We start from the raw sequence: 24,079 nt of genomic DNA on the forward strand, positions 1-24,079 counted from the left end.
GATGGAGTGTGCAGTGCCTGAAAATGCTCAGCCGAAAGACGGCTTCGCCCTGTTCTCTGACCGTTCAGTCGTCGCGATGCGCGTCAACGGAACCCTCAAGGACCTCGCCGCGACAGTGACGGATGCCGACGAGGTCGAGCCGGTCACGATCGACAGCCCTGACGGACTCAACATCCTCCGACACTCGGCGGCGCATGTGCTCGCGCAGGCGGTGCAGCGGATCAACCCGCAGGCGAACCTCGGCATCGGTCCGCCCATCACCGACGGCTTCTACTACGACTTCGGCGTCGAGACGCCGTTCACGCCCGAGGACATCAAGGCGATCACGAAAGAGATGCAGCGCATCGTGCGTGAGGGCCAGCGTTTCGTGCGCCGGGTCGTCACCGACGACGAGGCACGAGCCGAGCTCGCCGACGAGCCCTTCAAACTGGAGCTCATCGGTCTCAAGGGCGGCAAGGAGGCGGCAGAGGGCGCGTCCGTCGAAGTCGGCGAGGGCGAACTCACGATCTACGACAACACGACCCGCGACGGCGAGGTCGTCTGGAAGGACCTCTGCCGCGGGCCGCACCTGCCCAACACCCGCATGATCGGGAACGGCTGGGACCTCACCCGCATCGCCGCCGCCTACTGGCGCGGCAGTGAGAAGAACCCGCAGCTGCAGCGCATCTACGGCACGGCGTGGCCGTCGAAGGACGAGCTGCGCGAGTACCAGCACCGTCTCGAGGAGGCCGCGAAGCGCGACCACCGTCGACTGGGCAAGGAGCTCGACCTGTTCTCGTTCCCCGAGGAGATCGGCTCGGGCCTCTCGGTCTGGCACCCTCGCGGTGGCATCGTCCGCGGCGAGATGGAGCAGCACGCGCGCAGGCGGCACATCGAGGGCGGCTACACGTACGTGTACACCCCGCACATCTCGAAGGAAGACCTCTTCCTCACCTCGAACCACCTCGTCACGTACAAGGAGGGCATGTACCCGCCGATCGTGATGGACGAGGAGCGCGACGACGAGGGAAACATCACCAAGCAGGGCCAGGACTACTACCTGAAGCCCATGAACTGCCCGATGCACATCCTCATCTACAAGGAGCGGGCACGCAGCTACCGCGACCTGCCGCTGCGCTTCGCCGAGAACGGCACCGTGTACCGCAACGAGCTGTCCGGTGCACTGCACGGCCTCACTCGCGTGCGCGGCTTCACCCAGGACGATTCGCACCTCTTCGTGACGCCGGACCAGCTCGAGGGCGAGGTCTCCAAGGTCCTCGAGTTCATCCTGTCGATGCTCCGCGACTTCGGCCTGACCGACTTCGAGCTCGAGCTGTCGATGAAGGACGACGAGAAGTCCAAGTGGATCGGCTCGGACGAGTTCTGGGAGTCGTCGACCGATGCTCTGCGTCGCGTCGCTGTGGCATCCGGTCTGAAGCTCACCGAGGTTCCGGGCGAGGCCGCCTTCTACGGCCCCAAGATCGACCTCAAGACGCGCGACGCGATCGGCCGCACCTGGCAGCTGTCGACCGTGCAGGTCGACCCCAACCTGCCCGAGCGCTTCGAGCTCGAGTACATGGACAAGGACGGCCACAAGAAGCGGCCGATCATGATCCACCGTGCGCTGTTCGGGTCGATCGAGCGGTTCTTCGCGATCCTTCTCGAGCACTACGCCGGTGACTTCCCGGTGTGGCTGTCGCCGGTGCAGGTCGTCGGCATCCCCGTCGCAGACGAGTTCGCCGACTACCTCGGCGAGGTCGTCGACACCCTCCGGACGCAGGGAGTGCGGGCTGAGCTCGACACCTCCGACGACCGGATGCAGAAGAAGATCCGCACGCACACGACCGGCAAGGTTCCGCTGCTGCTGATCGCGGGGGAGAAGGACCGCGAGGCGGGCACCGTCTCGTTCCGCTACCGCGACGGCACGCAGGAGAACGGCGTGCCGATCGCCGACGCCGTCTCTCGCATCCGTGCCGCGATCGACGCGCACGCTCTCGTGCAGACAGCAGGGGACCTGGCGTGACGACGCCCTCCGAGCCGTGGGAGGACGCCGGCGAATTCGCCGGCGTCCCCGACGAGTTCCAGCGGCTGTGGACCCCGCACCGGATGGCGTACATCCAGGCGGGCCCGGAGCCGCTGCGCGAGGAGTGCCCGTTCTGCAAGGCTCCGAAGTTCCCGGATGCCGAGCGGCTCATCGTGGCACGGGGCGAGACGGCCTACGTGCTGCTCAACCTGTTCCCCTACAACTCGGGGCACCTTCTGGTCTGCCCGTATCGCCACATCGCGACCTACGACCAGGCGACGCCCGAAGAGGTCGCCGAGATCGGTGCGCTGACCCAGATGGGCATGCGCGTACTCCGAGAGGTGTCACGCTGCGACGGCTTCAACCTCGGGATGAACCAGGGCGCCGTCGCGGGCGCCGGCGTCGACGGACACCTGCACCAGCACATCGTGCCGCGATGGACGTCGGACGCCAACTTCTTCCCGATCATCGCGAAGACCAAGGCGCTGCCACAGCTGCTCGGCGAGGTACGCGAGGCCGTGGCAGACGCCTGGCCGAAGGCCTAGCGCGGGTCAGCGCACCTGACGCGCGGTGAACTGCATGCGCGGGTTCGCATAGAACTCCTGCGCCTCGACGAGCTGCAGTTCGCGCGCACCGGACTCGAGGGTCGCCGCGAGCAGGTCGAACACGCTGGATGCCGTGCGCTCGAGCGCCGTCTTGGCGTCGCCCGTCGCGACGTAGTGCGCCGTGAACAGGGCCGCGGTCACGTCACCCGAGCCGTTGGCCTTCATCGGCAGGCGTGGCGTCTGCACGATCCAGGCGCCGGTCGGGTCGGCGACGAGCATCTCGATGGTGCCCTCTTCGCGGTCGGGGCGCTCGACGCTCGTGACGAGCACCGTGCGCGGTCCCATCGCCATCGCCAGGTCGACCGACGTCAGAGTGGACTCCAGCGTGTCGGGCTCGGTGTCAGTGAGGAAGCCGAGCTCGAACTGGTTCGGCGTGATGATGTCGGCAGCCGGCACGACCTTCTCGCGCAGGAGGATCGGGATGGCCGGTGCGACGAAGCATCCGGACTTCGCGTTGCCCATGACCGGGTCGCACGCGTACACGGCGTCGGGGTTGGCGGCCTTGACCCGCGCGACGGCGTCGATGATCACGTCTCCGATGCCCTCGCCGCCCTGATACCCGCTGAGCACCGCATCGATCTCGCCGAAGACGCCGCGTTCCTCGATGCCTGTGATGACCTCACGCACGTCGTTCGGATCGATCAACGGGCCGCGCCAGGCGCCGTAGCCGGTGTGGTTCGAGAAGTTCACCGTGTAGACCGGGAGCACCTCGACGCCGATGCGCTGCAGAGGGAAGACTGCGGCGGAGTTTCCGACATGGCCGTACGCGACGGCGGACTGGATGGAGAGGATCTTCATTCTCCGATCCTTTCAGTGAGGGCGGGAAGGATCCCGCGGCGGGTGTTCATCGCACGGCTGCGACGAGGTCGGCGACGAGCGTCTCCGCGTCGTCTTCTGACAGGTCATGAACGGTGAGGCGCAGGTGGTGTGAGGGCTCGGCCCGCTCGTCGAGGGCGAAGTCGTCTCCCGTGCGCGCCAGCCAGCCACGTCGCATCAGTCGCTCGGCGACGACCCTCGCCGGTTTCGGCAGCCGCACCCACAGGCTCAGTCCGTCGGTGGCGGGGGAGTCGAGTCCCTGTTCCCGCAGACGATCTGCGAAGGCCGCGTTCCTCGCGGCGTAATGCTCTCGGGCCTCGGCGATCCGTGAGACGACAGCGTCATCGGTGAGTTGGGTCAGAGTGAGACGCTGCAGCAGGTGGCTGACCCACGTGGTTCCCGGGCTGAGCCGCATGGCGAGGCGCTCGGCCGTGGTCGCGTCCGTCGCGGCGATCGCGAGGCACATGTCGGGTCCGAGGAATTTCGAGACCGAGCGCACGAGGGCGAACCGGCGGTGCTCGGGTCCGATGAGGGACTCGTACGGCCGATGGGACAGCATCGAGAAATGGTCGTCTTCGATGATCAGCACATACGGGTGGTCAGCGAGCACGGCGCGCAGCTCGGCGGCCCGGGCGGCAGTGAGGCTCGCACCGGTCGGGTTCTGTGCACGAGGAGTGCAGATCACTGCGCGGACGCCGGCATCCAGCGCCTGACGCAGCCCCTGGACCGTCATGCCCTGGTCATCGACGGGCACGGGGATCGCACGGTACCCCCCGAGGCGCACCGTGTGGATGCTGGCGAGGAAGCAGGGGTCCTCGAGCGCGACGGCGTCGTCGCGCATCAGCGCCTGAGCGAGAAGGCGCTCCACGGCATCGACAGCCCCGCTGGTCACGGTGATGCCGAAGTCGAGGTGGCCGATGTCGCCGGCGATCCACTCGCGCGCCCATTCGTCGAGACCGCGGTCGATGACGGGTTCTCCATAGAGCACGGGTCGCCCGGCGACCGTGGCGAGCGCCTGCGACGGATCGGGGATCAGCCGGGGATCGGGGTTGCCGGTGCCGACGTCGCGCAGCACCGTGTCGGACGCGTATCCCTCCTGGGCGACGGCCTCGAGACCCGTGATGACCGTGCCGGCGCGACCGCGCGAGATGACGATCCCCGCCTGGGCGAGCTGTCGGTAGGCGGCGACGGCGGTGTTGCGGTTGACGCCGAGAGTCGCCGCCAGCTCGCGGACAGGCGGAAGAGGGCTGCCTGCACGCAGGACTCCGCGGTCGCGCAGCCCGCGCACGCTGTCGGCGATGTCCGCTGCGGTGGTTCCCGTGATCTGGTCGCTCATGTGTCCTCACCTCCGATTCTAGGTCGTTCCGGACAGTGCTACTGTTTGGCCTAGATCAAACGAGACATCGTTCGACACCCATGCACATCGTGCTTCCCCGACAGGAGCTCTCATGACCGAACAGCCCACCACCGGATCCTCGCGCGTCAAGCGCGGTCTCGCCGAGATGCTCAAGGGCGGGGTGATCATGGACGTCGTCACCGCAGATCAGGCGAAGATCGCCGAGGACGCCGGCGCCGTCGCCGTGATGGCCCTCGAACGGGTTCCCGCCGACATCCGCGCCCAGGGCGGAGTGTCGCGGATGAGCGACCCCGACATGATCGACAGCATCATCGCCTCGGTCTCGATCCCCGTGATGGCCAAGGCCCGGATCGGTCACTTCGTCGAGGCGCAGGTGCTGCAGGAGCTCGGCGTCGACTACATCGACGAGTCCGAGGTGCTGTCGCCCGCCGACTACGTGAACCACATCGACAAGCACGGCTTCGACGTGCCGTTCGTCTGCGGTGCCACGAACCTCGGTGAGGCACTCCGCCGGATCAACGAGGGTGCGGCCATGATCCGTTCCAAGGGCGAGGCCGGCACCGGCGATGTCTCCGAGGCGATGAAGCACATCCGCAAGATCCGCGGCGAGATCGCCGCGCTCACCGCGCTGCCCAAGGACGAGCTGTTCGTCGCCGCCAAGGAGCTGCAGGCGCCGTACGAGCTCGTCGCCGAGATCGCCGAGACGGGCAAGCTCCCCGTCGTGCTCTTCGTCGCCGGCGGCGTGGCCACGCCTGCGGATGCCGCCATGATGATGCAGCTGGGCGCCGACGGCGTGTTCGTCGGCTCCGGGATCTTCAAGTCGGGCAACCCCGTCGAGCGCGCGAAGGCGATCGTCAAGGCGACCACGTTCTTCGATGACGCGAAGGTCATCGCCGAGGCCTCGCGCGGCCTCGGAGAGGCGATGGTCGGCATCAACGTCTCCGACCTCCCCGCACCGCACCGCCTGGCCGAGCGTGGCTGGTAGACCCGCAGTCGGCGTGCTGGCCCTGCAGGGCGACGTGCGTGAGCACGCCGCCCTGCTGGCCGGGCTCGGTGCCGACGTCGTCCTCGTGCGGCGCCCCGAGGAGCTCGCCGCCGTGAGCGGCCTCGTGATCCCCGGTGGCGAGTCCAGCGTGATCGACAAGCTCTCGCGCACCTTCGGGATGCAGGAGCCGATCCGTGCCGCGATCAGCGCCGGGCTTCCCGCGTATGGAACATGTGCGGGGCTGATCCTCCTCGCAGACGAGGTGCTCGACGGCATCGACGGGCAGCAGTCGTTCGGCGGTATGGACATCGCCGTCCGCCGCAATGCCTTCGGGCGTCAGACGGAGTCATTCGAGATGTCGCTCGATCTTCCGGTGCTCGGCGAGCCCCCTGTGCACGCGACCTTCATCCGCGCTCCGATCGTGGAGCGGGTCGGTCCTGATGTGGAAGTGCTCGCCACGCTGCCCGACGGCGGGATCGTCGCGGTGCAGCATGGGTCGCTGCTCGGCACCAGTTTTCATCCCGAGGTCGACGGTGAGACGCGCTTCCACGAGATGTTCCTCGAGCGGGTCCGAGATCGCAGCGGTCGATGACATCGATCCAGGGCGACCCGCCATGCACCAGCGCATGACAGGCCGTGGTCCCAGGTCGGACTAGTCTCTTTCGAGTGACTGGATCCAGGGCTGAGACCGCGTACGCGCGTGCCATCACCGCATTCAGCACCCCGACACTCGATCTTCTCCACGGCCGATTCGCTCCGTTCGTCGTCGCGTCGCTCACCCTTCTGTTCAACGCCGACCGGGCATCGGTCGCGGTGGCGGATGCGCATGCCGAGCTGGCCGAGGTGCTGGATGAGCTCCGCGCGGCGGGCTACGACGACGACGACAGAAGACTGCCGTCCGGCAGCGGACGTGACGTCTGCCGCAACTGGGTGCGCCTGGGCTGGCTTATCCAGCAGATCGACGACGACATCGAGGTCTATCGCCTGTCGGCGCACGCCGTCGCGGCGCTCGAGATATCCGGGCGCACCGGCGGCGGGCGAACGCGAGTGTCGAACTCGCGTGTGCGCACCCTGCTCGATGCCGTGGAGCATCTCTCGGTGAGCGCGGAGGTCGACCCGGTTCGTCGCCTCTCCCGGCTGCAGGCGGAGCGCGACGTCATCGATGCGGAGATCGCTCGCATCCAGGACTCCGGACGCGCGGAGCCTGCGGATGACGAGGAACTCCTCGAGGAGGCGGAGAACGTCCTTCATCTGGCGCGCGAGCTCCCCGCCGACTTCACGAGGGTCGCCGAGTCGCTCAGAGCGATGCAGCGCGACGTCGTCGCCCACCTCCGGAGGGACGAGCGGCCGACGAGCGAGGTGCTGCGCGAGTATCTCCAGCGCGCCCAGGACGTGATGCAGTCGACCCCGGAGGGTCGTGCCTTCGCAGGTGCCCTGCGTCTGATCGGCGACCCCGAGCGCATCGACGCCCTCACTGAGCAGCTCCGCGGACTCCTCGACCAGCCGTTCGCGCGCATGCTCGACGGCACACAGCGTGCCGAGCTCGATGCGATCGCGCGACGCGTGGAGCTGGGGGTGGAGGAGGTGCTGGCCGCACAGCGCCGCGCCTCGCATGTCATCACCGGGCAGGTGAAGACCCACGACCCGTTGCGTGACCGTCAGATCGACGACCTCCTCCGCGACGTCATCGCAGGACTCCACGGGTGGTCGGGTCCGGCCGCGGTGGTCGATCCTGTGCGCAGCATGCCGCTCGCCGACCTCGGGCATCTCCGTCAGACGACCAGCGACATCCGCCCGCCGCGAGCTCCGGCCCCGCTCACGGACGCCGACGACGTCGACTTCCTCGATCACGACACGCGTGCGTGGGGTGGTCCGAGGTATGCCGAGCTCGAGGAGTACGTCGCCGGTCTCGGCGCGCAGTTCGATCTCGCCGAGGCGTTCCGGGCGGTGCCCGACGCGGCTCGACGCCCGGTCGATCTCCTCGGCCTGCTCGAGATCGCCCACCGCAACGGCCTCGCGGACGGCGACGGGATCTCGACGGTGGAAGCGCTGAGGCCTGACGGGACGACGCGCCGCTTCGCCTTCGGCGCCGTGATCGCCCGCAGCACGAAAGAGGATGCAGATGAGTGACGACGACCTCACCACGGCGGTCGCCGACGAGGGGTTCATAGCCCCCACGGCGATGGAGGACGACCTCGAGGCGCACTTCCCGGGTGACCGCGGCACGCTCGACCCCGAGATCAGACGTGTGCTCGTGCACCTTCTGCAGCGCCGCTTCATCTCGATGGAGCGCAACCGGCGCGAGTGGACGCTGCTGATCGAGCACCAGCACGTCATCGAGTCGCGGCTCAACGACATCTACCTGCGGCTGATCATCGATCACGCACGCGGATTCGCCTACAAGCAGCAGTTGCGCTCCGATGAGGTCGAGATGCCGGTCCTGCTGAAGGATTCGCCGTACTCGCGGGCCGAGACGCTGGTGCTGGTGCACCTGCGAACCGTCTACCAGCGCGAGTCGGCGTCCGGCGAGGGATCCGTGCGGATCGACATCGAGGACGTCGAGCAGACCGTCCTCAGCTACTTCGCCGACACCGACGGCGGAACCGCCAAGCAGCAGAGGGCGATCCGCAGCGCACTGGACCGACTGGACCGAGAGGGCATCGTGCAGGAGGAGACCAGCGGGCGGTATCGGATCACCGCGCTCGTCGAGGTGGTGCTCAGCGCTGAGACGCTCAAGGGGCTGCGGGAGTGGCTGCGAGCCCAGGCGGTGGTGGCGCGATGACGATGATGGACACGCTCTTCGGGATGATCCCCGCGAGCTCCCGCGGCCAGCAGTGGGTGGCCGAGGAGCTGCAGCTCATCAACTGGGGCGGATACGACGGGGGGCCGCACCGGGTGCGGTTCTCGCCGGATGCGACCCTGCTGTGCGGTGGGTCGGGGTCTGGAAAATCCACGCTCATGGACGGCTACATCGCCCTGATGATGCCGCACACGACGCCGTTCAACGGCGCCTCGAACGGCGGTGTCACGGGGCGTCCGCGGGGCGATGAGCAGCGCAACATCCTGTCGTACGGGCGCGGCAAGATCGACGAGTCCCGAACGGACGAGGGCACGAAGCTCCGGGTGCTGCGCGGTGACGGCGAGGACACCTGGAGCGCCGTCTCGATGACCTGGTTGGATCACGACGGATCGCGCTTCACGGCGGTGCGCGCGTGGTACATCCCTGCGGACGCCCGCACTCTCGAGGACACCACGAGAGTGCGAGCCACGGTCGACGGCGCATTCGACCTCGCGCAGCTGGAGCGCGCCGCGACTCACCGCCTCACCGACACGTCGGTGCGAGCCGTCGGACTCGACCCCGTCGCGACCGACCGCGAGTTCTCGGCCCGGCTGTACGCCGTGCTCGGCATCGGAGCGGCCGGCTCCGGGGCGAAGGCGATCAGTCTTCTCGCCCGCATCCAGGCGGGGCAGCAGATCACCACGGTGGACGATCTGTACAAGAAGCTCGTGCTCGAGGAGCCCGAGACGATGGCGACCGCGGACGCGGTGGTCGCTCACTTCGACGAACTGGAGAGCACACGCACGCGGATGCTGGTCGCCAAGCAGCAGGTGGCGGCTCTCGAGCCGATCCGCGGGATATCCCGGCGCATCGAGGAGGCATCGGAGCGGATGCGGGTCGTGGACGAGGTCGGGGTCTTCTCCGAGTCGACCTCGCTCGCGGCTCTCTGGAGCGCAGAGCGTCGTCTCGACCTGCTGCGCGGAGTGGAGGCGGATCTCCGCGACCGAACCCACGCGCTCCAGCTGGCCGTGCGCGAGAAGAACGCCCTCATCGCCGCCGCGGACAGCGAGCGCGAGGGTCTTCTGGACGTCCTGCGGCAATCCGGAGGCGATCGCCTCGAGACCGCCCAGCGCGAACTGCGCGGCGTCGAGCGCCGTCTCGAAGATGTCCGGCGTGAGCGGTCCCGTTTCGACGCCGTCGCCGGCGAGCTCGGCATCGAGGTGCACGACGCGGTCGCGTTCGAGAGCCTGCTGACCCGTATCGGACGGGAGCTCCCGCAGGCAGGGATCCGAGGCGCACGCGCGGCATTCGCCGACGCCGAGTCCGCTCGCAGAGCCGTGGAGACCGAACTCGCGCAGGTGCGTGCCGAGCGGGACCGCTCCCGAGACCTGCGGGGGAGCATCCCGGCACATCTGCATGAATCGAGAGTCCTGCTCGCTCAGGCCGCCGGGCTCGCCCCGACGGATCTGCCGTTCGTCGGCGAGCTGATCGAAGTGCGCACCGAGTTCGAGCCCTGGCGGGAAGCATTCAACCTGGCGCTCGGCGGGTTCGCACGGACACTGCTCATCGACGTCTCGAACCTCGGACGATTCCGCGCGGCCATCGACTCGGTGCGCACCACGGAGCGGATCAGCTACGAGGGAGTGCACACCGGTCTCGCCGAGTCGCGGCCGGCCGACCCGAGAACGCTTCCGGGTCGACTCGAGCATCGATCGACGCCTTTCACCGGGTGGCTCCAGCAGCGACTCCGCGAGCGGTTCGAATACGTCTGCGTCGATTCCTCGGCCGAGCTCGCCGAGCATTCTCGCGCGTTGACGATCACGGGACAGGTGTCGCAGGGCGACCGGGGGTTCCACGGCGGGCATGGCCGCGCGAACCTGCTCGGATTCTCGAACGCACGCCGTCTGCGTGAACTCGACGAGCAGGTCGCCGAGCTCGAGATCCGACGGGATGCCGCATCCTCGGCGGCTGCCGAAGCGGAGGCGGACCTGGACCGGATCGAGGCCACCGCGAAGGCGCACGCGAAGATCGAGGATCTCACCTGGGAGCAGATCGACGTCGAGGCCGTCGAGGCGGAGCGTGCGCGCTGGCTCACGGTCGAGGCGGAGGTCACCGTCGAGAACCCGAAGATCGCCGAGTTGCGTTCGCAGGCCGAGGAACTCAGGAAACGGGCGGGCCGTCTGCGTGACGAGAGCGCCCGTCTCGGGGGCGACCTGACGCTCGCTCAGGACCGTTGGGTCGAAGTGACGGACCAGGTCGACGCCTCTCAGCGGATCGTCGATGCGGCGGAGGCGGCGGAGATCGCGCTCGAGGAGCGGCACCGTTCCTTCCTCGACGCGCGTTTCCTCGGTGCGGAGGCTTCCGTCAGCGTCACGGCGTCCGAGCGACTCGCCCATCTCGACTCCGCGTTGCGCACCGCCGCGACCAGGCTGCTCGAGGACCGCACGTCGGCGGCCACGGCGCACGCCGAGCAGCGCGAGCAGATGCGACGCCTGATGACCGGGTTCCTCGAGCGCTGGGACACCCTCACGATCCTGCCCGACCCCGACGAGTCGGTCGCGGAGTTCGAGGGGATCCTCGATGCGCTGGAGACCAACGGCCTGCACGAGCTGGAGTCCGAGTGGCGGGACAGCCTTCTCAAGCTCTCCGGAAACGATCTGACGAGTCTGGACTCGACGCTCGGGCGCGCGCTGCGTGAGATCAAGAATCGCATCGACCCGATCAACCGGATCATGGAGGAGCTGCCGTTCTACGACGACGAGCACCGCCTCCAGATCACGCCGCGCGAGAATCAGTCGGAAGCGCGCAGACGATTCCGCAAGGAGCTGCGCGAGGTGCGCGGCCTCATCGACACGGCGGGGACGGACGCCGACCGTGAGAGCGTCTACCGGAGGATGAGTCGTCTCATCGCTCGGATGCGGCGGACGGCGCCGGACTTCGCCGAGCTCATCGACGTGCGCAACCATGTGCGGGTGAGTGCGGAGCGGATCCATGCCACGACCCGGGAGCACGTCGCGCTCTACGACCACATCGGTGAGAAATCAGGGGGCGAGTCGCAGGAGCTCGTCGCGTTCATCGTGGGCGCCGCGCTGCGATACCAACTCGGCGACGCGGGAGCCGAGCGTCCCCGCTACGCGCCGGTGTTCATGGACGAGGCCCTGATCAAGGCGGATGCGCACTTCACGAAACGTGCGATCGGCGCGTGGCGGGGTCTCGGCTTCCAGCTCGTGATCGGAGCGCCGAACGACAAGTACAGCGCGATCGAACCGCACGTCGACGTGGAGTACGACATCCTGAAGGACACCCGCGGTCGCTCCTGGGCTCGTCCGAAGGTGGGCCTGCCGGCCGGGGGCGAGTGATCGCGGGCGAGTGATCGAGGCGAGTCGGATCAGCCCGACACGAGTGTTCGGATCGCGCCGACTGTGCGATCGATGTCGTCTCGGGTCGTCGCCCAGGACGACATCGAGCATCGCAGCGCCGCGCGACCACGCCACGCGGCGCCTGTCAGGGCAGCTGTGCCCTCGGCGAGCACGGCCTCGCCGAGGGCTCGCGTCGCCTCGTCGGAGTCGAGTCGGAACATCACCTGGGTGTAGTCGACGTCGTTGAGGATGCGGATGCCGTCGACCGAGGCGAGTCCGGATGCCATCGCCATGGCGTTCTCATGCAGTGCGTCGATGAGACGCGCGATTCCCTGGCGCCCGAGGCTGCGCATCGCCGCCCAGGCGGGCACGCCTCTGGCCCGCCTGGAGAGCTCCGGAGTGACATCCCAGGGATCGAGGCTCGTGAAGACGAGATAGTCACCGCCGGTGCGGAACGCGGCGATCGAGTCTGCAGGATCGCGGACGATCGCCATTCCGCAGTCGTACGGAGCATTGAGGGTCTTGTGCGCATCCGTCGCCCAGGAATCAGCCAGACCCATCCCCTCGGTCAGGGGGCGAAGCGAGGGCGACGCCGCGGCCCACAGCCCGAACGCGCCGTCGACATGCACCCACGCACCGTGGTCGTGCGCGATCGGGATGAGCGCGGCGAAGTCGTCGAACGCACCGGTGTGCACCTCGCCCGCCTGAAGGCAGACGATGAGCGGCCCCGTGGCCTGACTGAGGGCGTGCTCGAGGGCCTCGGGTCTCATGCGCCCCTGGTCATCCGATTCGATCACGACCAGCTCGTCGGTTCCTATCCCGAGGAATCGAGCCGCCCGATCGATCGAGCCATGGCGATCGGCGCCGACGACGAATCTCACGGCGGGTGCGAGCCGAAGCCCCCTCTCCGAGAGATTCCAGCCGCTTCGTGCGAGAACGGCGTTGCGCGCTGTCGCCAAGCACGTGAAGTTCGCCATCTGGCCGCCCGTGACGAAACCGACGCTCGCGCTCTCAGGCAGTCCGAACAGGTCGAGCATCCACTGTCCGGCGATGCGCTCCATCGCGACCGTCGTCGGGGTGAGGGTCGCCGACCCCGAGTTCTGGTCCCAGGTCGACACCAGCCAGTCTGCGGCGAGAGCGGCGGGGTGGGTGCCTCCGATCACGAACCCGAAGAAGCGGCCTCCCGGAATCGCGACGAGGCCCGGATCACCCCGTCGTGCCATCTCCTCGATCACGCTCGCGGCATCCGTGCCCTCCTCGGGCAACGGACCCCCGAACGCCGACATCATCTCGTCGAGGCTCGCCCGCGGCCACACGGGTCTCTCGTCGAGCGACCCGAGAAAGTCGATTGCTGCGCGGTGTGCGGCTTCGAGGCCGCGGGTTCTGTCATCGACGGCTCTTTCGTCCATGAGTCAGGACTACACCTGCGCTTCCCGTGATGCCAGAGGGTGCTGACCGCCCTCCCTGCGAAACGGGTGGGACGTCCGCCACAGCTCACGGGCGTGGTTCGATAGAATGGACGACGCCCTGGGCAGTGCCCACGGCGGATACGACGAGCGGAGAATAATGTCCGGGCATTCCAAGTGGGCCACCACGAAGCACAAGAAGGCCATCATCGACTCCAGGCGCGCGAAGTCCTGGGCCAAGCTCATCAAGAACATCGAGGTCGCCGCCAAGCTGGGCGGAGCTGACCTGCAGGGCAACCCGACCCTTTTCGACGCCGTGCAGAAGGCGAAGAAGACCTCGGTCCCGAAGGACAACATCGACCGCGCGGTGAAGCGCGGAGCGGGCATCGGTGGCGAGGCTGTCGAATACACCTCGATCATGTACGAGGGCTACGGCCCCAACGGCGTCGCCATGATGATCGAGTGTCTGACCGACAACAAGAACCGCGCGGCGGCCGAGGTGCGCACCGCGCTCAGCCGCAACGGCGGAACCCTCGCGGACCCCGGCAGCGTCGCCTACAACTTCAGCCGCAAGGGCGTCATCGTGGTCGGATCCGAGGGGACCACCGAAGATGACGTGATGATGGCCGCTCTCGAGGCCGGCGCCGAAGAGATCGAGCCGCACGCCGAAGGCTTCGAGATCATCACCGAGGCCACCGATCTCGTCACCGTGCGCAGCGCCCTTCAGGAGGCGGGAATCGACTACGAGTCCGCCGACGTCGAGTTCGTTCCGAACCTCAAGGTCGAGATCGACGCAGACACCGCCCGCAAGATCTTCCGCCTCATCGATGCGCTCGAAGACAGCGAGGACGTGCAGAACGTCTTCACGAACTTCGACCTCACGCCCGAGGTGCAGGCCGAGCTCGAGAACGACGACGCGTAGGCGCGGCGTCGCCCCGGGATCCGGGGCGACGCATAGCCTGGGGGAGTGACCTCCTCCTCGCTTCGCGTGCTCGGCATCGACCCCGGTCTCACCCGGTGCGGTGTCGGTGTGGTCGACGTGGATCGGGCTCGTCGGGGCACACTCGTGCACGTCGGGGTCATCCGCTCCGAGCCCGATCTGCCGATCGGTGAGAGGCTCGCGCTGGTCGCTGCCGGCATCCGCGAGGTGATCGAGACCCATCGGCCCGACGCCGTCGCCGTCGAGCGGGTCTTCGCACAGCAGAACACCCACACAGTGATGGGCACGGCGCAGGCGAGCGGCGTGGCGCTGCTGCTCGCGGCCGAGGCCGGTCTTCCCGCAGCGACGCACACTCCGAGCGAGGTGAAGGCGGCGGTGACCGGCTATGGTTCGGCCGACAAGCGCCAGGTGCAGGCGATGATCGCGCGCATCCTCCGCCTGGATGCTCCTCCGCAACCGCCGGATGCCGCCGACGCGCTGGCGATCGCCCTCTGCCACGCATGGCGACGCGGCGCTGCCGGCGCACCAGGGCAGGAGTCGCTGACACCGGCGCAGAAGGCGTGGGCTGATGCGGAGCGTGTCGCTCGAACATATCTACGATCCGGTGCGTAGGCTGGTCGGATGATCTCCTCGCTGCACGGCGCTGTTCTCCACTCGACCGCCGATCAGGTCATCATCGACGTCGGTGGCGTCGGATTCTCGGTCGCCGTTCCCGCCGATGTCGCGCACACCGCGACGGTCGGCGAGAAGCTGCTGCTGCACACGAGCCTGATCGTCCGCGAGGACTCCCTGTCTCTGTTCGGATTCGCCGATCGCAGCGAGCTGGAGATCTTCGGACTGCTCATCAGCGTCACGGGCGTCGGACCGAAGTCGGCGCTCGGGGTGCTCTCGCACCTCACCGTCGACCAGATCGCCGAGGCCGTGACCGGCGAGGACGACGCGCCGTTCCGGCGTGTCTCCGGTATCGGACCGAAGACGGCCAAACTCATCGTCCTCCAGCTCGCAGGCAAGGTGCACCCCGTCGGCGCCGGGTCGAAGCCGGTGAAGACCGGCCCAGTCGACGTCGTCGATCAGGTCACCGCCGCGCTGGTCGGCCTCGGGTGGTCCGAGAAGGTCGCCGCCGAGGCCGCCGCGCAGACGGCCGCCGAGGCATCCGAGGCAGAGCGAGCGTCAGTCGCGCCGCTCCTGCGCCGCACTCTGGCTCTCCTGGGGCCGGCGCGTGTCTGACGTCCGCGACGCCGCCGAGCCGGCGGACGACACCGAGCTCGCCATCGAGGGTGCTCTGCGCCCCACGAGCCTGGGCGAGTTCGTCGGTCAGCAGAAGGTCCGTGGGCAGCTCCAGCTCCTGCTCGATGCGGCGCGGATCCAGAACCGTCCGCCGGATCACATCCTGCTCGCGGGTCCTCCTGGACTCGGCAAGACCACGCTGGCGATGATCGTCGCGCATGAGAGCGAGCGCCCGCTGCGACTCTCGAGCGGACCCGCGATCCAGCATGCCGGCGACCTCGCCGCCCTGCTCTCGAGTCTCGTGCCCGGCGAAGTGCTGTTCATCGACGAGATCCATCGAATGGCTCGCTCTGCGGAGGAGATGCTGTACCTCGCGATGGAGGACTTCCGCATCGACATCATGGTCGGCAAAGGCGCGGGAGCGACCAGCATCCCGCTCGACCTCGCCCCGTTCACGCTCGTCGGCGCCACCACTCGCTCGGGCCTGCTCCCGAACCCGCTGCGCGACCGCTTCGGATTCACCGGCCACCTCGAGTTCTACGACGAACCGGAACTCGAGCGCGTCATCGATCGCTCCGCTCTCATGCTGCGCGTCGATCTGCCGCGGGATTCGCTCTCTGAGATCGCCCGCCGGTCGCGGGGTACACCGCGAATCGCGAACCGCCTGCTCCGACGGGTGCGCGACTATGCGCTCGTCCACGGCGGCGGGGAGGCCTCGTTGCACGGGGTCCGGGCCGCGCTCGAGCTCTACGACGTCGACCCGATCGGCCTCGACCGTCTCGACCGCGCCGTGCTCGAGGCTCTCGTGCGTCGCTTCCGCGGCGGGCCGGTCGGCCTCAGCACGCTCGCGGTGGCTGTCGGCGAGGAGGCGGAGACCGTCGAGAGCGTGGTCGAGCCGTACCTCGTGCGCATCGGATTCCTCGGCCGGACACCGCGTGGTCGAGTGGCCATGCCGGAGGCCTACGCCCACCTGGGGATCGCGCACCCCGATGGGGCGCTTCGACTTGATGACCTATAATCACTGAAGACTTCCCCCGATAGAACTGCGCGCCCGTCTGTGGTGCGCGCACCTGAGAAAGGCCCTTCGCCACCATGCCCATGGAAATCCTCCTCTTCGGCCTTCTCGCCGTGCTCGTCGTGTTCATGTTCGTCAACGGACGCAAGCGCCAGAAGCAGATGAAGGCGGAGCAGGAGGAGAAGGCCACCAAGACGGTTCCCGGTGTCAAGGTGCTCCTGCAGGGTGGTCTCTACGGCACGATCGTGGCGTACGACCACGATGACCTCGACTCGCCCGCGCTCGTCGAGATCGCGCCCGGCACGGTCATCGAGGTGCACAGCCAGGCGATCCTCCGCATCGTCGAGCCCAAGGACGCCGTCGTCGAGGATGCTGACGACTCGGTCGTCGTCGTCGATGAGGCGCCCATCGTCGATGACGCTCCTGCGATCGAGACCACCGAAGAGACCCGTCGTCGTCTCGAGCGCGACGCCGACGACAAGTAGTCTTCGCGCTGCACGACTTCGGCACTCCGGCATCTTAGAAAGCTGATCACACGTGGCCACTTCTTCCCCGGTCCGTCATGCCTGGCGGGTCCTCATGGGCCTGCTCCTGGTGACGGGCGTCCTCTTCGGCATCAACGCCCTCGGCGTCCACGTGTTCGAGAAGAGCTCCTGGTCTCCTGAGCTCGCGCTCGACCTCCAGGGCGGCACGCAGATCGTGCTGAGCGCGGAGACCGAAGACGGAGCTGCGCCCTCGCCGGAGCAGCTCGATCAGGCCGCGGCGATCATCCGACAGCGCGTCGACGCGTCTGGCGTGGCCGAGGCAGACATCACCACTGAGGGCGGCCGCAACATCGTGGTCCAGATCCCGGGTGTCGCCGACGAGCAGACGCGTGCCCGGATCCAGTCCAGCGCGCAGCTCGAGTTCCGCCCGGTGCTCGCCACGACCGCAGGCACCAACCAGTACGTGGGTGAAGACGGCAACGAGACGGCCTATCCGACTCCGGACGACTCGCTGAACGCGACGCCGACGGCCGAGCCGACGGATGCGAGCGACCTCGCATGGGTGACAGACCGACTGGCCGCAGAGTTCCAGGCCTACGACTGCGCCAACCCCGACAACGACCCCTCGAACGCGCCCAAGGATCAGCCGCTCATCGCGTGCGATCCCTCCGGGCAGGCGAAGTACCTGCTGGGACCGACCGAGCTCACGGGCGATGCGATCACGGACGCCTCGGCAGGCCGTGACCCGAGGACGGGCGCATGGCTCGTCCAGCTCACCATGAACGGAGACGGCGCCGAGGCATTCGGCGAGGTCAGCACCCGCCTCAACCAGAACCGCCTGGCTGAGCTCTCGCCGCGTGACCAGTTCGCCTTCGTCCTCGACGGGTCCGTCATCAGCGCACCGCGCATGAACGGGCAGATCCTCGACGGCCGCCCCAGCATCTCGGGCGACTTCACCCAGGAATCCGCGACCGCCCTGGCTGACCAGCTCAAGTTCGGCGCGCTGCCGCTCAGCTTCGAGGTGCAGAGCTCCGACACGATCTCGGCGACCCTGGGCACACAGCAGCTCCAGATCGGCCTCATCGCCGGACTCATCGGTCTCGCTCTCGTGGCGATCTACTCGCTGATCGTGTATCGCGCGCTCGGAACCGTGATCATCGCCTCGATCGCCGTGATGGCGGTGCTGACCTACGTCATCATCTGCATCCTCGCATGGCGACTCGGGTTCCGCCTGTCGCTCGCCGGCGTCGCGGGTCTCATCGTCTCGATCGGCTTCACCGCCGACTCCTTCATCGTCTACTTCGAGAGGATCCGAGACGAGCTGCGCGACGGCAAGTCGATCACTTCGGCGGTCGAAGACGGCTGGGGCAGAGCCAAGCGGACCATCTACATCTCGAAGTCGATTAACATCCTCGCGGCCGTCGTGCTGTACATCCTCGCTGACTCCACAGTGAAGGGCTTCGCCTTCACACTGGGTCTGACGACCCTCATCGACGTGTTCATCTTCGTGATCTTCACCCACCCGGTGATGCAGCTGCTCGCTCGCACGAAGTTCTTCGGCGGCGGACACAAGCTCTCCGGCCTCGACCCCGAATCGCTGGGCGCGGTGTACCGCAGCCGGTCGCAGTTCCGTCAGGTGCCGACCGCCACGGCGGGGCGCGGTGCGAAGAACGCCAGGGCCAAGGGTGAAGCCGAGCGCCGTCAGACCATCGCAGAGCGCAAGCGCGCCGAAGCACTAGCCGGTGACAGATCCAGCCGCACCGGAAGCGAGGGGGACGCCTGATGGCTTCCATGAATGAGTTCGGCAACAACCTGTACTCGGGAAAGACCTCTTTCCCGTTCGTCGCCAAGCGCCGCCTGTGGTTCATCATCGCGATCGCCCTGGTCGTCGGTTCGGCGCTGGTGCCCCTCCTGCGCCCGATCCAGTTCTCGATCGAGTTCACCGGCGGGTCGCAGTTCACGGTTCAGGCGCCCGACAGCACCGACCAGCGGACCGCGACCGACGCGGTGCAGTCCGTCGTGCCGGGTGCAGCGACCAAGGTCGTCGTCATCAACGGCAGTGACATCCGCGTGCAGACCGATCAGATGGGCGCGGATGAGACCCAGCAGGTCTCCAACGCTCTGGCCGATGCCTTCGGAGTCGAACCCGACAGCGTGACGTCGTCGTTCATCGGCCCAGCATGGGGCGAGAACGTCACCAGGCAGTCGTTGTGGGGACTTGCGATCTTCCTCGCACTGACCTTCCTGATCCTCGCCATCTACTTCCGCACCTGGAAGATGTCCGCGGCTGCGATCGTCGGCCTTCTGGATGTGCTCGTGATCACCGTCGGCGTCTACGCCCTCGCCGGTTTCGAGATCTCGCCCCCGGCGGTGATCGGTTTCCTCACGATCCTCGCCTATTCGCTGTACGACACGACGGTGGTGTTCGACAAGATCAGGGAGAACACGACGGAGGACGGCGAGAACTCGTCTCGGACGTTCGGCGAGTCGGTCAACCTCGCGGTGAACCAGACGCTGGTCCGATCGATCAACACCTCGGTCGTGGCCGCTCTGCCGGTGGGAGCGGTGCTCTTCATCGGCGCCTTCTGGCTCGGTGCCGAGTCGCTCACGGACATCTCGCTCTCGATCTTCGTCGGCATCCTGGTCGCGACCTACTCGACGCTGTTCGTGGCTGCTCCGCTCTACTCGCTGTTCCGCGAGAACGAGCCGCAGATCGCGGCGCGCGACGCGAAGATCCGCGAGGCGCGAAGCCTCGCAGCCGCAGAAGCCTGATCGTCCCCGCTCCTCGGGGCCGCACCCCGCAGGGCACGCGTAAACTGTTGTGATTCGGAGGTGAGCGGATGGCGGAACCGCAGACGGCGTCGCAGGGCTCCAGCCTGAGACGACTGGTTCCCCGCATCTTCTCCCGCGCGCCCAGGATCAACGACCTCGACAATCTGATCCGCACGGTGCGTGCGAATCACCCCAAGGGCGATCTGGCCGTCATCGAACGCGCCTACGCCGTCGCGAAGGAGAAGCACGCAGGGCAGCAGCGGCAGAGCGGTGAGCCGTACATCACTCACCCGCTCGCTGTCGCACAGATCCTCGCCGAGATGGGCCTCGGCCCTCGAGCGATCGCCGCAGCGCTGCTGCACGACACCGTCGAGGACACCGGCTACGCCCTCACCGACCTCACGGCGGAGTTCGGCGACGAGGTCGCGATGCTCGTCGACGGCGTCACCAAGCTCGACAAGGTCAAGTACGGCGAGAGCGCGCAGGCCGAGACCGTCCGCAAGATGATCGTCGCGATGTCGAAGGACATCCGCGTTCTGCTGATCAAGCTCGCCGACCGGCTGCACAACGCCCGCACCTGGGGCTTCGTCCCTCCTGAGAAGGCCGCGAAGAAGGCGAAGGAGACGCTCGAGATCTACGCGCCTCTCGCCAACCGCCTCGGCATCCAGGCGATCAAGTCGGAGCTCGAAGACCTCTCGTTCGCCGTGCTGCATCCGAAGATCTACAACGAGATCCACAACCTCATCGCGCAGCGCACGCCGCAGCGCGAGAAGTATCTCGCTCAGGTCGTCGAGGAGATCGACGAGGATCTGCGCGATCTGCGCATCCGCGGCAAGGTCGTCGGACGCCCGAAGCAGCTGTACTCCGTCTACCAGAAGATGGTGGTGCGAGGCCGCGAGTTCGACGACATCTACGACCTCATCGGCATCCGGGTGCTCGTCGCCTCCGTTCGCGACTGCTACGCCGTGCTCGGGGCGATCCACGCGCGGTGGACCCCGCTTCCCGGGCGCTTCAAGGACTACATCGCGACCCCGAAGTTCAACCTGTACCAGTCGCTGCACACCACGGTGATCGGTCCGTCCGGACGCACGGTCGAGATCCAGATCCGCACGCATGAGATGCACCAGCAGGCGGAGTACGGTGTCGCCGCACACTGGATGTACAAGGAGCGGATGAACGGCGGGAAGGCCGAGGTCCGCGCGTCGGACAGCGACATGGCCTGGCTCGCCCACATCTCCGACTGGCAGGCCGAGACGGCCGACCCGGGGGAGTTCCTCGACTCCCTGCGGTTCGAGATCGGCGCCAAAGAGGTCTACGTCTTCACTCCCAAGGGTCGCGTGGTCGGTCTCCCGGCCGGTGCGACACCCGTCGACTTCGCCTATGCCGTGCACACCGAGATCGGTCACCGCACGATGGGCTCGAAGGTCAACGGTCGTCTCGTGCCGCTGGAGTCGGAGCTCAAGAGCGGCGATGTGGTCGAGGTCTTCACCTCGAAGAACCCCGACGCCGGTCCGAGTCAGGATTGGCTCGGCTTCGTCAAGAGCACTCGCGCGCGTAACAAGATCCGCGGATGGTTCACGAAGGAACGTCGTGAAGAGGCCATCGAGCAGGGCAAGGAGGCCATCGCTCGCGCGATGCGCCGCCAGAACATGCCGCTGCAGCGGTTGATGAGCCAGGACTCGTTCGCCGAGGTGGCCCACCAGCTCCGCTACGAGGACGTCTCGGCCCTGTATGCCGCTGTGGGCGAGGGGCATGTCTCGACGCAGTCGGTGCTCGAGAAGGTCACCGCGCTGGTCGCGGCGACCGACCCCGCCACAGGTCCGATCGACCTCCCTGGCAGCATGCCCTCGCGCGAGCCCCGCTCCGGCGATTCCGGAGTGCTCGTGCGTGGTGCATCCGACATCCTGGTCAAGGTCGCGAAGTGCTGCACCCCGGTGCCCGGCGACGCGATCGTCGGGTTCGTCACCCGTGGCAGTGGCGTGTCGGTGCACCGCACGGATTGCCCGAACGTCAAGGCGCTCGAGAGCGACGAGGACCGATTCGTCGAGGTGTCCTGGGCGCCGACGACCAAGAGCGTGTTCCGCGTGCAGATCCAGGTCGAGGCTCTCGACCGTTCGGGTCTTCTCTCGGATGTGACGCGTGTGCTCAGTGAGCACCACGTCAACATCCTGTCGGCGACGGTCAGCACCACGGACGAGCGCCTCGCGATCAGCCGCTTCGTGTTCGAGATGGGCGATGCCGTGCACCTCGACCGCGTGCTGAACGCCGTGCGTCGCATCGATGCGGTGTACGACGTCTACCGCGTCACCTCGTCCTGACGAGGAGCCTTTCGAGTGCACCGCGACCGGCCCGCTTTCCGGGCACGCGGATCATGGTGTCGATCTCGCTGAGTGCGGCCGAGACGAGGGCCGGCTCGGTGTCGGCCAGCAGCAGCATCCATCGCCGCAGCGACTCGTCGCGGTGCAGGCCGAGGGCGAGATCGACCATCGTGCGCTGGGGCGTCATGACGGGCACCCCGCCGATCAGCTCGATGTGCGTGCGAGACAGCGCGGTGTCGTGCAGGATCACCCGAGAGGGCAGCGCTGCGCGGATCCGGTGGCCGACCGCACGTCGGACATGGTGGCGAGCGGGCGGAGCATCACCGGCCCCGTGAATCCATGCGGCGGATGGACCGGAGGCAGCTGTGTCGGCGGGGACGAGGGCCGCGATCGCAGCCGCCCTCGCGCTCGGGCTCTCGATGAGATCGGCGGGAATGTAGCCCTCGCCGAGATCGACCAGGTGCCCGTCGATCCTCGCCGCGCTGAGCTCGGGGATCGTGAGCCGTTCACCGGGCAGATACAGGAACGCGGGGTGCATCACGCCAGTCTGGCGCGGTGCACCCCGCGTTCCGTGTCGATCGGAGGATCTGTGGAGAAGGTCAGCCGCCGAGCGCGTTCAGCCAGGCGCGGCGCGCTTCGAGAGCATCCGCGGCGGCCTTGGCGGCCTTCTTGTCTCCCGACTTCTCTGCGGCGGCGAGCTCGGCCTCGAGCTTCTCGATCGCCTCGAGGAGCTGCGAGCTCATGTCGTTGGCGCGCGCCTTGGTCTCGGGGTTGTTCTTCTTCCAGTCGACTTCTTCACGAGCCTTGAGAGCCTGCTCGATCACGCGGAGGCGATCGTCGAGCGCCCGCTCCTTGTCTCGGGGGAAGATGCGACCGATCTCGTCCCACTGGCGCTGGATGCCGGTGAGCAGCGCGCGGGCGCGCTTGATGTTGGGCTCATCGGCCACGGCCTTCGCCTCTTCGAGCAGAGCCTGGCGAGCCTCGATCTTCGGAGCGGAGTCTGCCTCTTCCGCAGCCGACTGCTCGGCCCGTGCCGAGTACAGCGCGTCTCCCGCCGCCTTGAACCGTGCCCACAGCGCGTCGTCTGCCTTGCGTCCGGCGCGGCCGGCGGCCTTCCATTCGTCGAGCAGGGTGCGGTACGCAGGGATGCCGTCGACGCCGCGCGGTGCGAGTGCCTCTGCGCGCTCGACCAGACGAGTCTTCGCGTCACGGGCGGTCTTGTGCGTGTCGTCGAGCTCGGAGTAGAACGCGCGGCGTGCCTTGTCGACCGTGCCGCGTGCATCGCGGAACCGCTTCCAGAGCTGCTGCGAGACGCCCTTCGACAGGCGCGGACCGTTCTGCTGCTGTGCCTGCCAGGCGTCGAAGAGCTCGCCGAGCTCAGCGGTGACCTGCTTCCACTGCACCTTCGACAGGTCGCGGGCGGCGATCTCCTCGGCACGCTCGACGAGGGCCGTGCGATCGGCGATGGCCTTGTCGACCAGTTCCTTCGCCTGCTGGGCCTCCTGAGCCGTCGCCTCGGAGAGCGAGGAGGTCAGGGCGTTCAGTCGCTCGCGGAGTCCGGCGAGGTCGCCGACGGCGGCCGCATCCGTCGCCTCGGCGAGAAGATGGCCCGCCTGCTTGACGAGGTCGGCGGCGGAGGCGCCCCCGGCCTGGTGGCGCTGCTCGAGCGTGTGCACCTTGAAAGCGATGTCCTCGTACTTGCGCACGAAGTAGGCGAGCGCCTCGTCGGGGGTGCCGTCAGGGTACTGTCCGACGACGCGCCAGTCCTCGCCCTCGCGGACCTCGACGGTGCCGTCGTCTGTGACGCGGCCCCACTTCGCGGCGTCGGAGGACGACGCGGCGCTGGCGGCGGCAGCTGCCGGCGCGACGGCAGCCGGCGTCGGCACCTTTCGCGGCAGGGGCGCAGCCGGGGGAGCGGGAACGGGGGGAGTCGGCTTCGACGGCTCTGTGGCAGACACGGTGATTCTCCTTGCGCGGTAGGGCCCGCGGGAGGCGGAAAGGACGAGCTTCAGC

Annotated in this window: 20 protein-coding genes; 15 read left to right on the forward strand and 5 right to left on the reverse strand. The window is 67.8% G+C overall.

The window, feature by feature from the left end:
* Position 1 precedes the first annotated feature (1 nt).
* Together thrS and OB895_RS02325 are read left to right on the forward strand one after the other, a co-directional pair.
* The gene (gene thrS / locus OB895_RS02320) at positions 2-2,002 is read left to right on the forward strand and encodes a threonine--tRNA ligase (protein WP_311878864.1); all 2,001 of its coding nucleotides are present in this window, start codon (positions 2-4) and stop codon (positions 2,000-2,002) included.
* A complete protein-coding gene (locus OB895_RS02325; protein WP_311878866.1) occupies positions 1,999-2,547 on the forward strand; it encodes an HIT family protein in 549 nt (182 codons plus the stop codon). Before thrS ends, OB895_RS02325 begins: the two co-directional genes overlap by 4 nt.
* Positions 2,548-2,553: 6 nt before the next feature.
* Here the strand turns inward: OB895_RS02325 and pdxY are convergent, their stop codons facing one another.
* Positions 2,554-3,405, reverse strand: coding sequence for a pyridoxal kinase PdxY (gene pdxY / locus OB895_RS02330; RefSeq protein WP_042540269.1), 852 nt, complete (start codon positions 3,403-3,405; stop codon positions 2,554-2,556).
* 46 nt (positions 3,406-3,451) lie between these two features.
* Positions 3,452-4,759, reverse strand: coding sequence for an aminotransferase class I/II-fold pyridoxal phosphate-dependent enzyme (locus OB895_RS02335; RefSeq protein WP_079112832.1), 1,308 nt, complete (start codon positions 4,757-4,759; stop codon positions 3,452-3,454).
* A gap of 112 nt (positions 4,760-4,871) precedes the next feature.
* Here OB895_RS02335 and pdxS point away from each other — a divergent pair, with 112 nt between their 5' ends.
* The 5 genes from pdxS to OB895_RS02360 all read left to right on the forward strand — a co-directional run bounded on the left by pdxS (position 4,872) and on the right by OB895_RS02360 (position 11,903).
* Positions 4,872-5,765 carry a pyridoxal 5'-phosphate synthase lyase subunit PdxS gene (pdxS, locus tag OB895_RS02340; protein ID WP_311878870.1) on the forward strand — a complete coding sequence of 298 codons (894 nt, stop codon included), beginning with the start codon at positions 4,872-4,874 and terminating at the stop codon, positions 5,763-5,765.
* Positions 5,755-6,357: a pyridoxal 5'-phosphate synthase glutaminase subunit PdxT gene (pdxT, locus tag OB895_RS02345; RefSeq protein ID WP_311878872.1), complete on the forward strand. Its 603-nt coding sequence runs from the start codon at positions 5,755-5,757 to the stop codon at positions 6,355-6,357. The genes pdxS and pdxT overlap by 11 nt, the downstream gene beginning before the upstream one ends.
* A 74-nt stretch (positions 6,358-6,431) precedes the next feature.
* Positions 6,432-7,895, forward strand: a complete 1,464-nt coding sequence (locus OB895_RS02350) for a DUF3375 domain-containing protein (RefSeq protein ID WP_311878874.1) — start codon at positions 6,432-6,434, stop codon at positions 7,893-7,895.
* On the forward strand, positions 7,888-8,547 hold the full coding sequence (locus OB895_RS02355) for a DUF4194 domain-containing protein (RefSeq protein WP_311878875.1): 660 nt from the start codon (positions 7,888-7,890) through the stop codon (positions 8,545-8,547). Before OB895_RS02350 ends, OB895_RS02355 begins: the two co-directional genes overlap by 8 nt.
* Positions 8,544-11,903 (forward strand): ATP-binding protein, encoded by a 3,360-nt coding sequence (locus OB895_RS02360; RefSeq protein WP_311879897.1) that lies wholly within the window; start codon positions 8,544-8,546, stop codon positions 11,901-11,903. The genes OB895_RS02355 and OB895_RS02360 overlap by 4 nt, the downstream gene beginning before the upstream one ends.
* A gap of 29 nt (positions 11,904-11,932) precedes the next feature.
* On the opposite strand, the gene OB895_RS02365 is transcribed toward OB895_RS02360, so the two are convergent.
* A complete protein-coding gene (locus OB895_RS02365; protein ID WP_311878876.1) occupies positions 11,933-13,312 on the reverse strand; it encodes a pyridoxal phosphate-dependent decarboxylase family protein in 1,380 nt (459 codons plus the stop codon).
* Positions 13,313-13,469: 157 nt separating this feature from the next.
* On the opposite strand from OB895_RS02365, the gene OB895_RS02370 reads away from it, so the two are divergent.
* From OB895_RS02370 to OB895_RS02405, 8 genes are all read left to right on the forward strand, one after another.
* Positions 13,470-14,231, forward strand: coding sequence for a YebC/PmpR family DNA-binding transcriptional regulator (locus OB895_RS02370; protein ID WP_042540590.1), 762 nt, complete (start codon positions 13,470-13,472; stop codon positions 14,229-14,231).
* 45 nt (positions 14,232-14,276) lie between these two features.
* Positions 14,277-14,861: a crossover junction endodeoxyribonuclease RuvC gene (ruvC, locus tag OB895_RS02375; protein ID WP_056376957.1), complete on the forward strand. Its 585-nt coding sequence runs from the start codon at positions 14,277-14,279 to the stop codon at positions 14,859-14,861.
* A gap of 9 nt (positions 14,862-14,870) precedes the next feature.
* Complete coding sequence (ruvA, locus tag OB895_RS02380; RefSeq protein ID WP_042540586.1) at positions 14,871-15,476, forward strand: Holliday junction branch migration protein RuvA; 606 nt, start codon at positions 14,871-14,873, stop codon at positions 15,474-15,476.
* Positions 15,469-16,494 carry a Holliday junction branch migration DNA helicase RuvB gene (gene ruvB / locus OB895_RS02385; protein WP_042540584.1) on the forward strand — a complete coding sequence of 342 codons (1,026 nt, stop codon included), beginning with the start codon at positions 15,469-15,471 and terminating at the stop codon, positions 16,492-16,494. The genes ruvA and ruvB overlap by 8 nt, the downstream gene beginning before the upstream one ends.
* An 80-nt stretch (positions 16,495-16,574) precedes the next feature.
* A complete protein-coding gene (locus OB895_RS02390; protein ID WP_042540582.1) occupies positions 16,575-16,976 on the forward strand; it encodes a preprotein translocase subunit YajC in 402 nt (133 codons plus the stop codon).
* 52 nt (positions 16,977-17,028) lie between these two features.
* Positions 17,029-18,759 carry a protein translocase subunit SecD gene (gene secD, locus OB895_RS02395; RefSeq protein WP_309688701.1) on the forward strand — a complete coding sequence of 577 codons (1,731 nt, stop codon included), beginning with the start codon at positions 17,029-17,031 and terminating at the stop codon, positions 18,757-18,759.
* Positions 18,759-19,748: a protein translocase subunit SecF gene (gene secF, locus OB895_RS02400; RefSeq protein WP_042540578.1), complete on the forward strand. Its 990-nt coding sequence runs from the start codon at positions 18,759-18,761 to the stop codon at positions 19,746-19,748. Before secD ends, secF begins: the two co-directional genes overlap by 1 nt.
* A 68-nt stretch (positions 19,749-19,816) precedes the next feature.
* Entirely contained in the window at positions 19,817-22,066 is a 2,250-nt protein-coding gene (locus OB895_RS02405; protein ID WP_042540575.1) for a RelA/SpoT family protein, read from the forward strand.
* Here the strand turns inward: OB895_RS02405 and OB895_RS02410 are convergent.
* Together OB895_RS02410 and OB895_RS02415 are read right to left on the reverse strand one after the other, a co-directional pair.
* Entirely contained in the window at positions 22,053-22,604 is a 552-nt protein-coding gene (locus OB895_RS02410) for a type IV toxin-antitoxin system AbiEi family antitoxin (protein WP_311878884.1), read from the reverse strand. The genes OB895_RS02405 and OB895_RS02410 overlap by 14 nt on opposite strands.
* A 61-nt stretch (positions 22,605-22,665) precedes the next feature.
* A complete protein-coding gene (locus OB895_RS02415; RefSeq protein WP_079112825.1) occupies positions 22,666-24,024 on the reverse strand; it encodes a DUF349 domain-containing protein in 1,359 nt (452 codons plus the stop codon).
* Between the last annotated feature and the right edge of the window lie 55 nt (positions 24,025-24,079).

Origin of the sequence: Microbacterium forte (genome assembly GCF_031885415.1) — a bacterium.
In the GTDB taxonomy this organism is placed as follows: Bacteria; Actinomycetota; Actinomycetes; order Actinomycetales; family Microbacteriaceae; genus Microbacterium; species Microbacterium forte.

Coding starts and splice junctions, on each gene's coding strand:
- thrS (WP_311878864.1), top strand. CDS start 2: ATGGAGTGTGCAGTGCCTGAAAATGCTCAGCCGAAAGACGGCTTCGCC.
- OB895_RS02365 (WP_311878876.1), bottom strand. CDS start 13,312: ATGGACGAAAGAGCCGTCGATGACAGAACCCGCGGCCTCGAAGCCGCA.
- ruvA (WP_042540586.1), top strand. CDS start 14,871: ATGATCTCCTCGCTGCACGGCGCTGTTCTCCACTCGACCGCCGATCAG.
- pdxS (WP_311878870.1), top strand. CDS start 4,872: ATGACCGAACAGCCCACCACCGGATCCTCGCGCGTCAAGCGCGGTCTC.
- OB895_RS02360 (WP_311879897.1), top strand. CDS start 8,544: ATGACGATGATGGACACGCTCTTCGGGATGATCCCCGCGAGCTCCCGC.
- pdxY (WP_042540269.1), bottom strand. CDS start 3,405: ATGAAGATCCTCTCCATCCAGTCCGCCGTCGCGTACGGCCATGTCGGA.
- OB895_RS02410 (WP_311878884.1), bottom strand. CDS start 22,604: ATGCACCCCGCGTTCCTGTATCTGCCCGGTGAACGGCTCACGATCCCC.
- OB895_RS02390 (WP_042540582.1), top strand. CDS start 16,575: ATGGAAATCCTCCTCTTCGGCCTTCTCGCCGTGCTCGTCGTGTTCATG.
- OB895_RS02355 (WP_311878875.1), top strand. CDS start 7,888: ATGAGTGACGACGACCTCACCACGGCGGTCGCCGACGAGGGGTTCATA.
- OB895_RS02405 (WP_042540575.1), top strand. CDS start 19,817: ATGGCGGAACCGCAGACGGCGTCGCAGGGCTCCAGCCTGAGACGACTG.
- OB895_RS02335 (WP_079112832.1), bottom strand. CDS start 4,759: ATGAGCGACCAGATCACGGGAACCACCGCAGCGGACATCGCCGACAGC.
- OB895_RS02370 (WP_042540590.1), top strand. CDS start 13,470: ATGTCCGGGCATTCCAAGTGGGCCACCACGAAGCACAAGAAGGCCATC.
- secF (WP_042540578.1), top strand. CDS start 18,759: ATGGCTTCCATGAATGAGTTCGGCAACAACCTGTACTCGGGAAAGACC.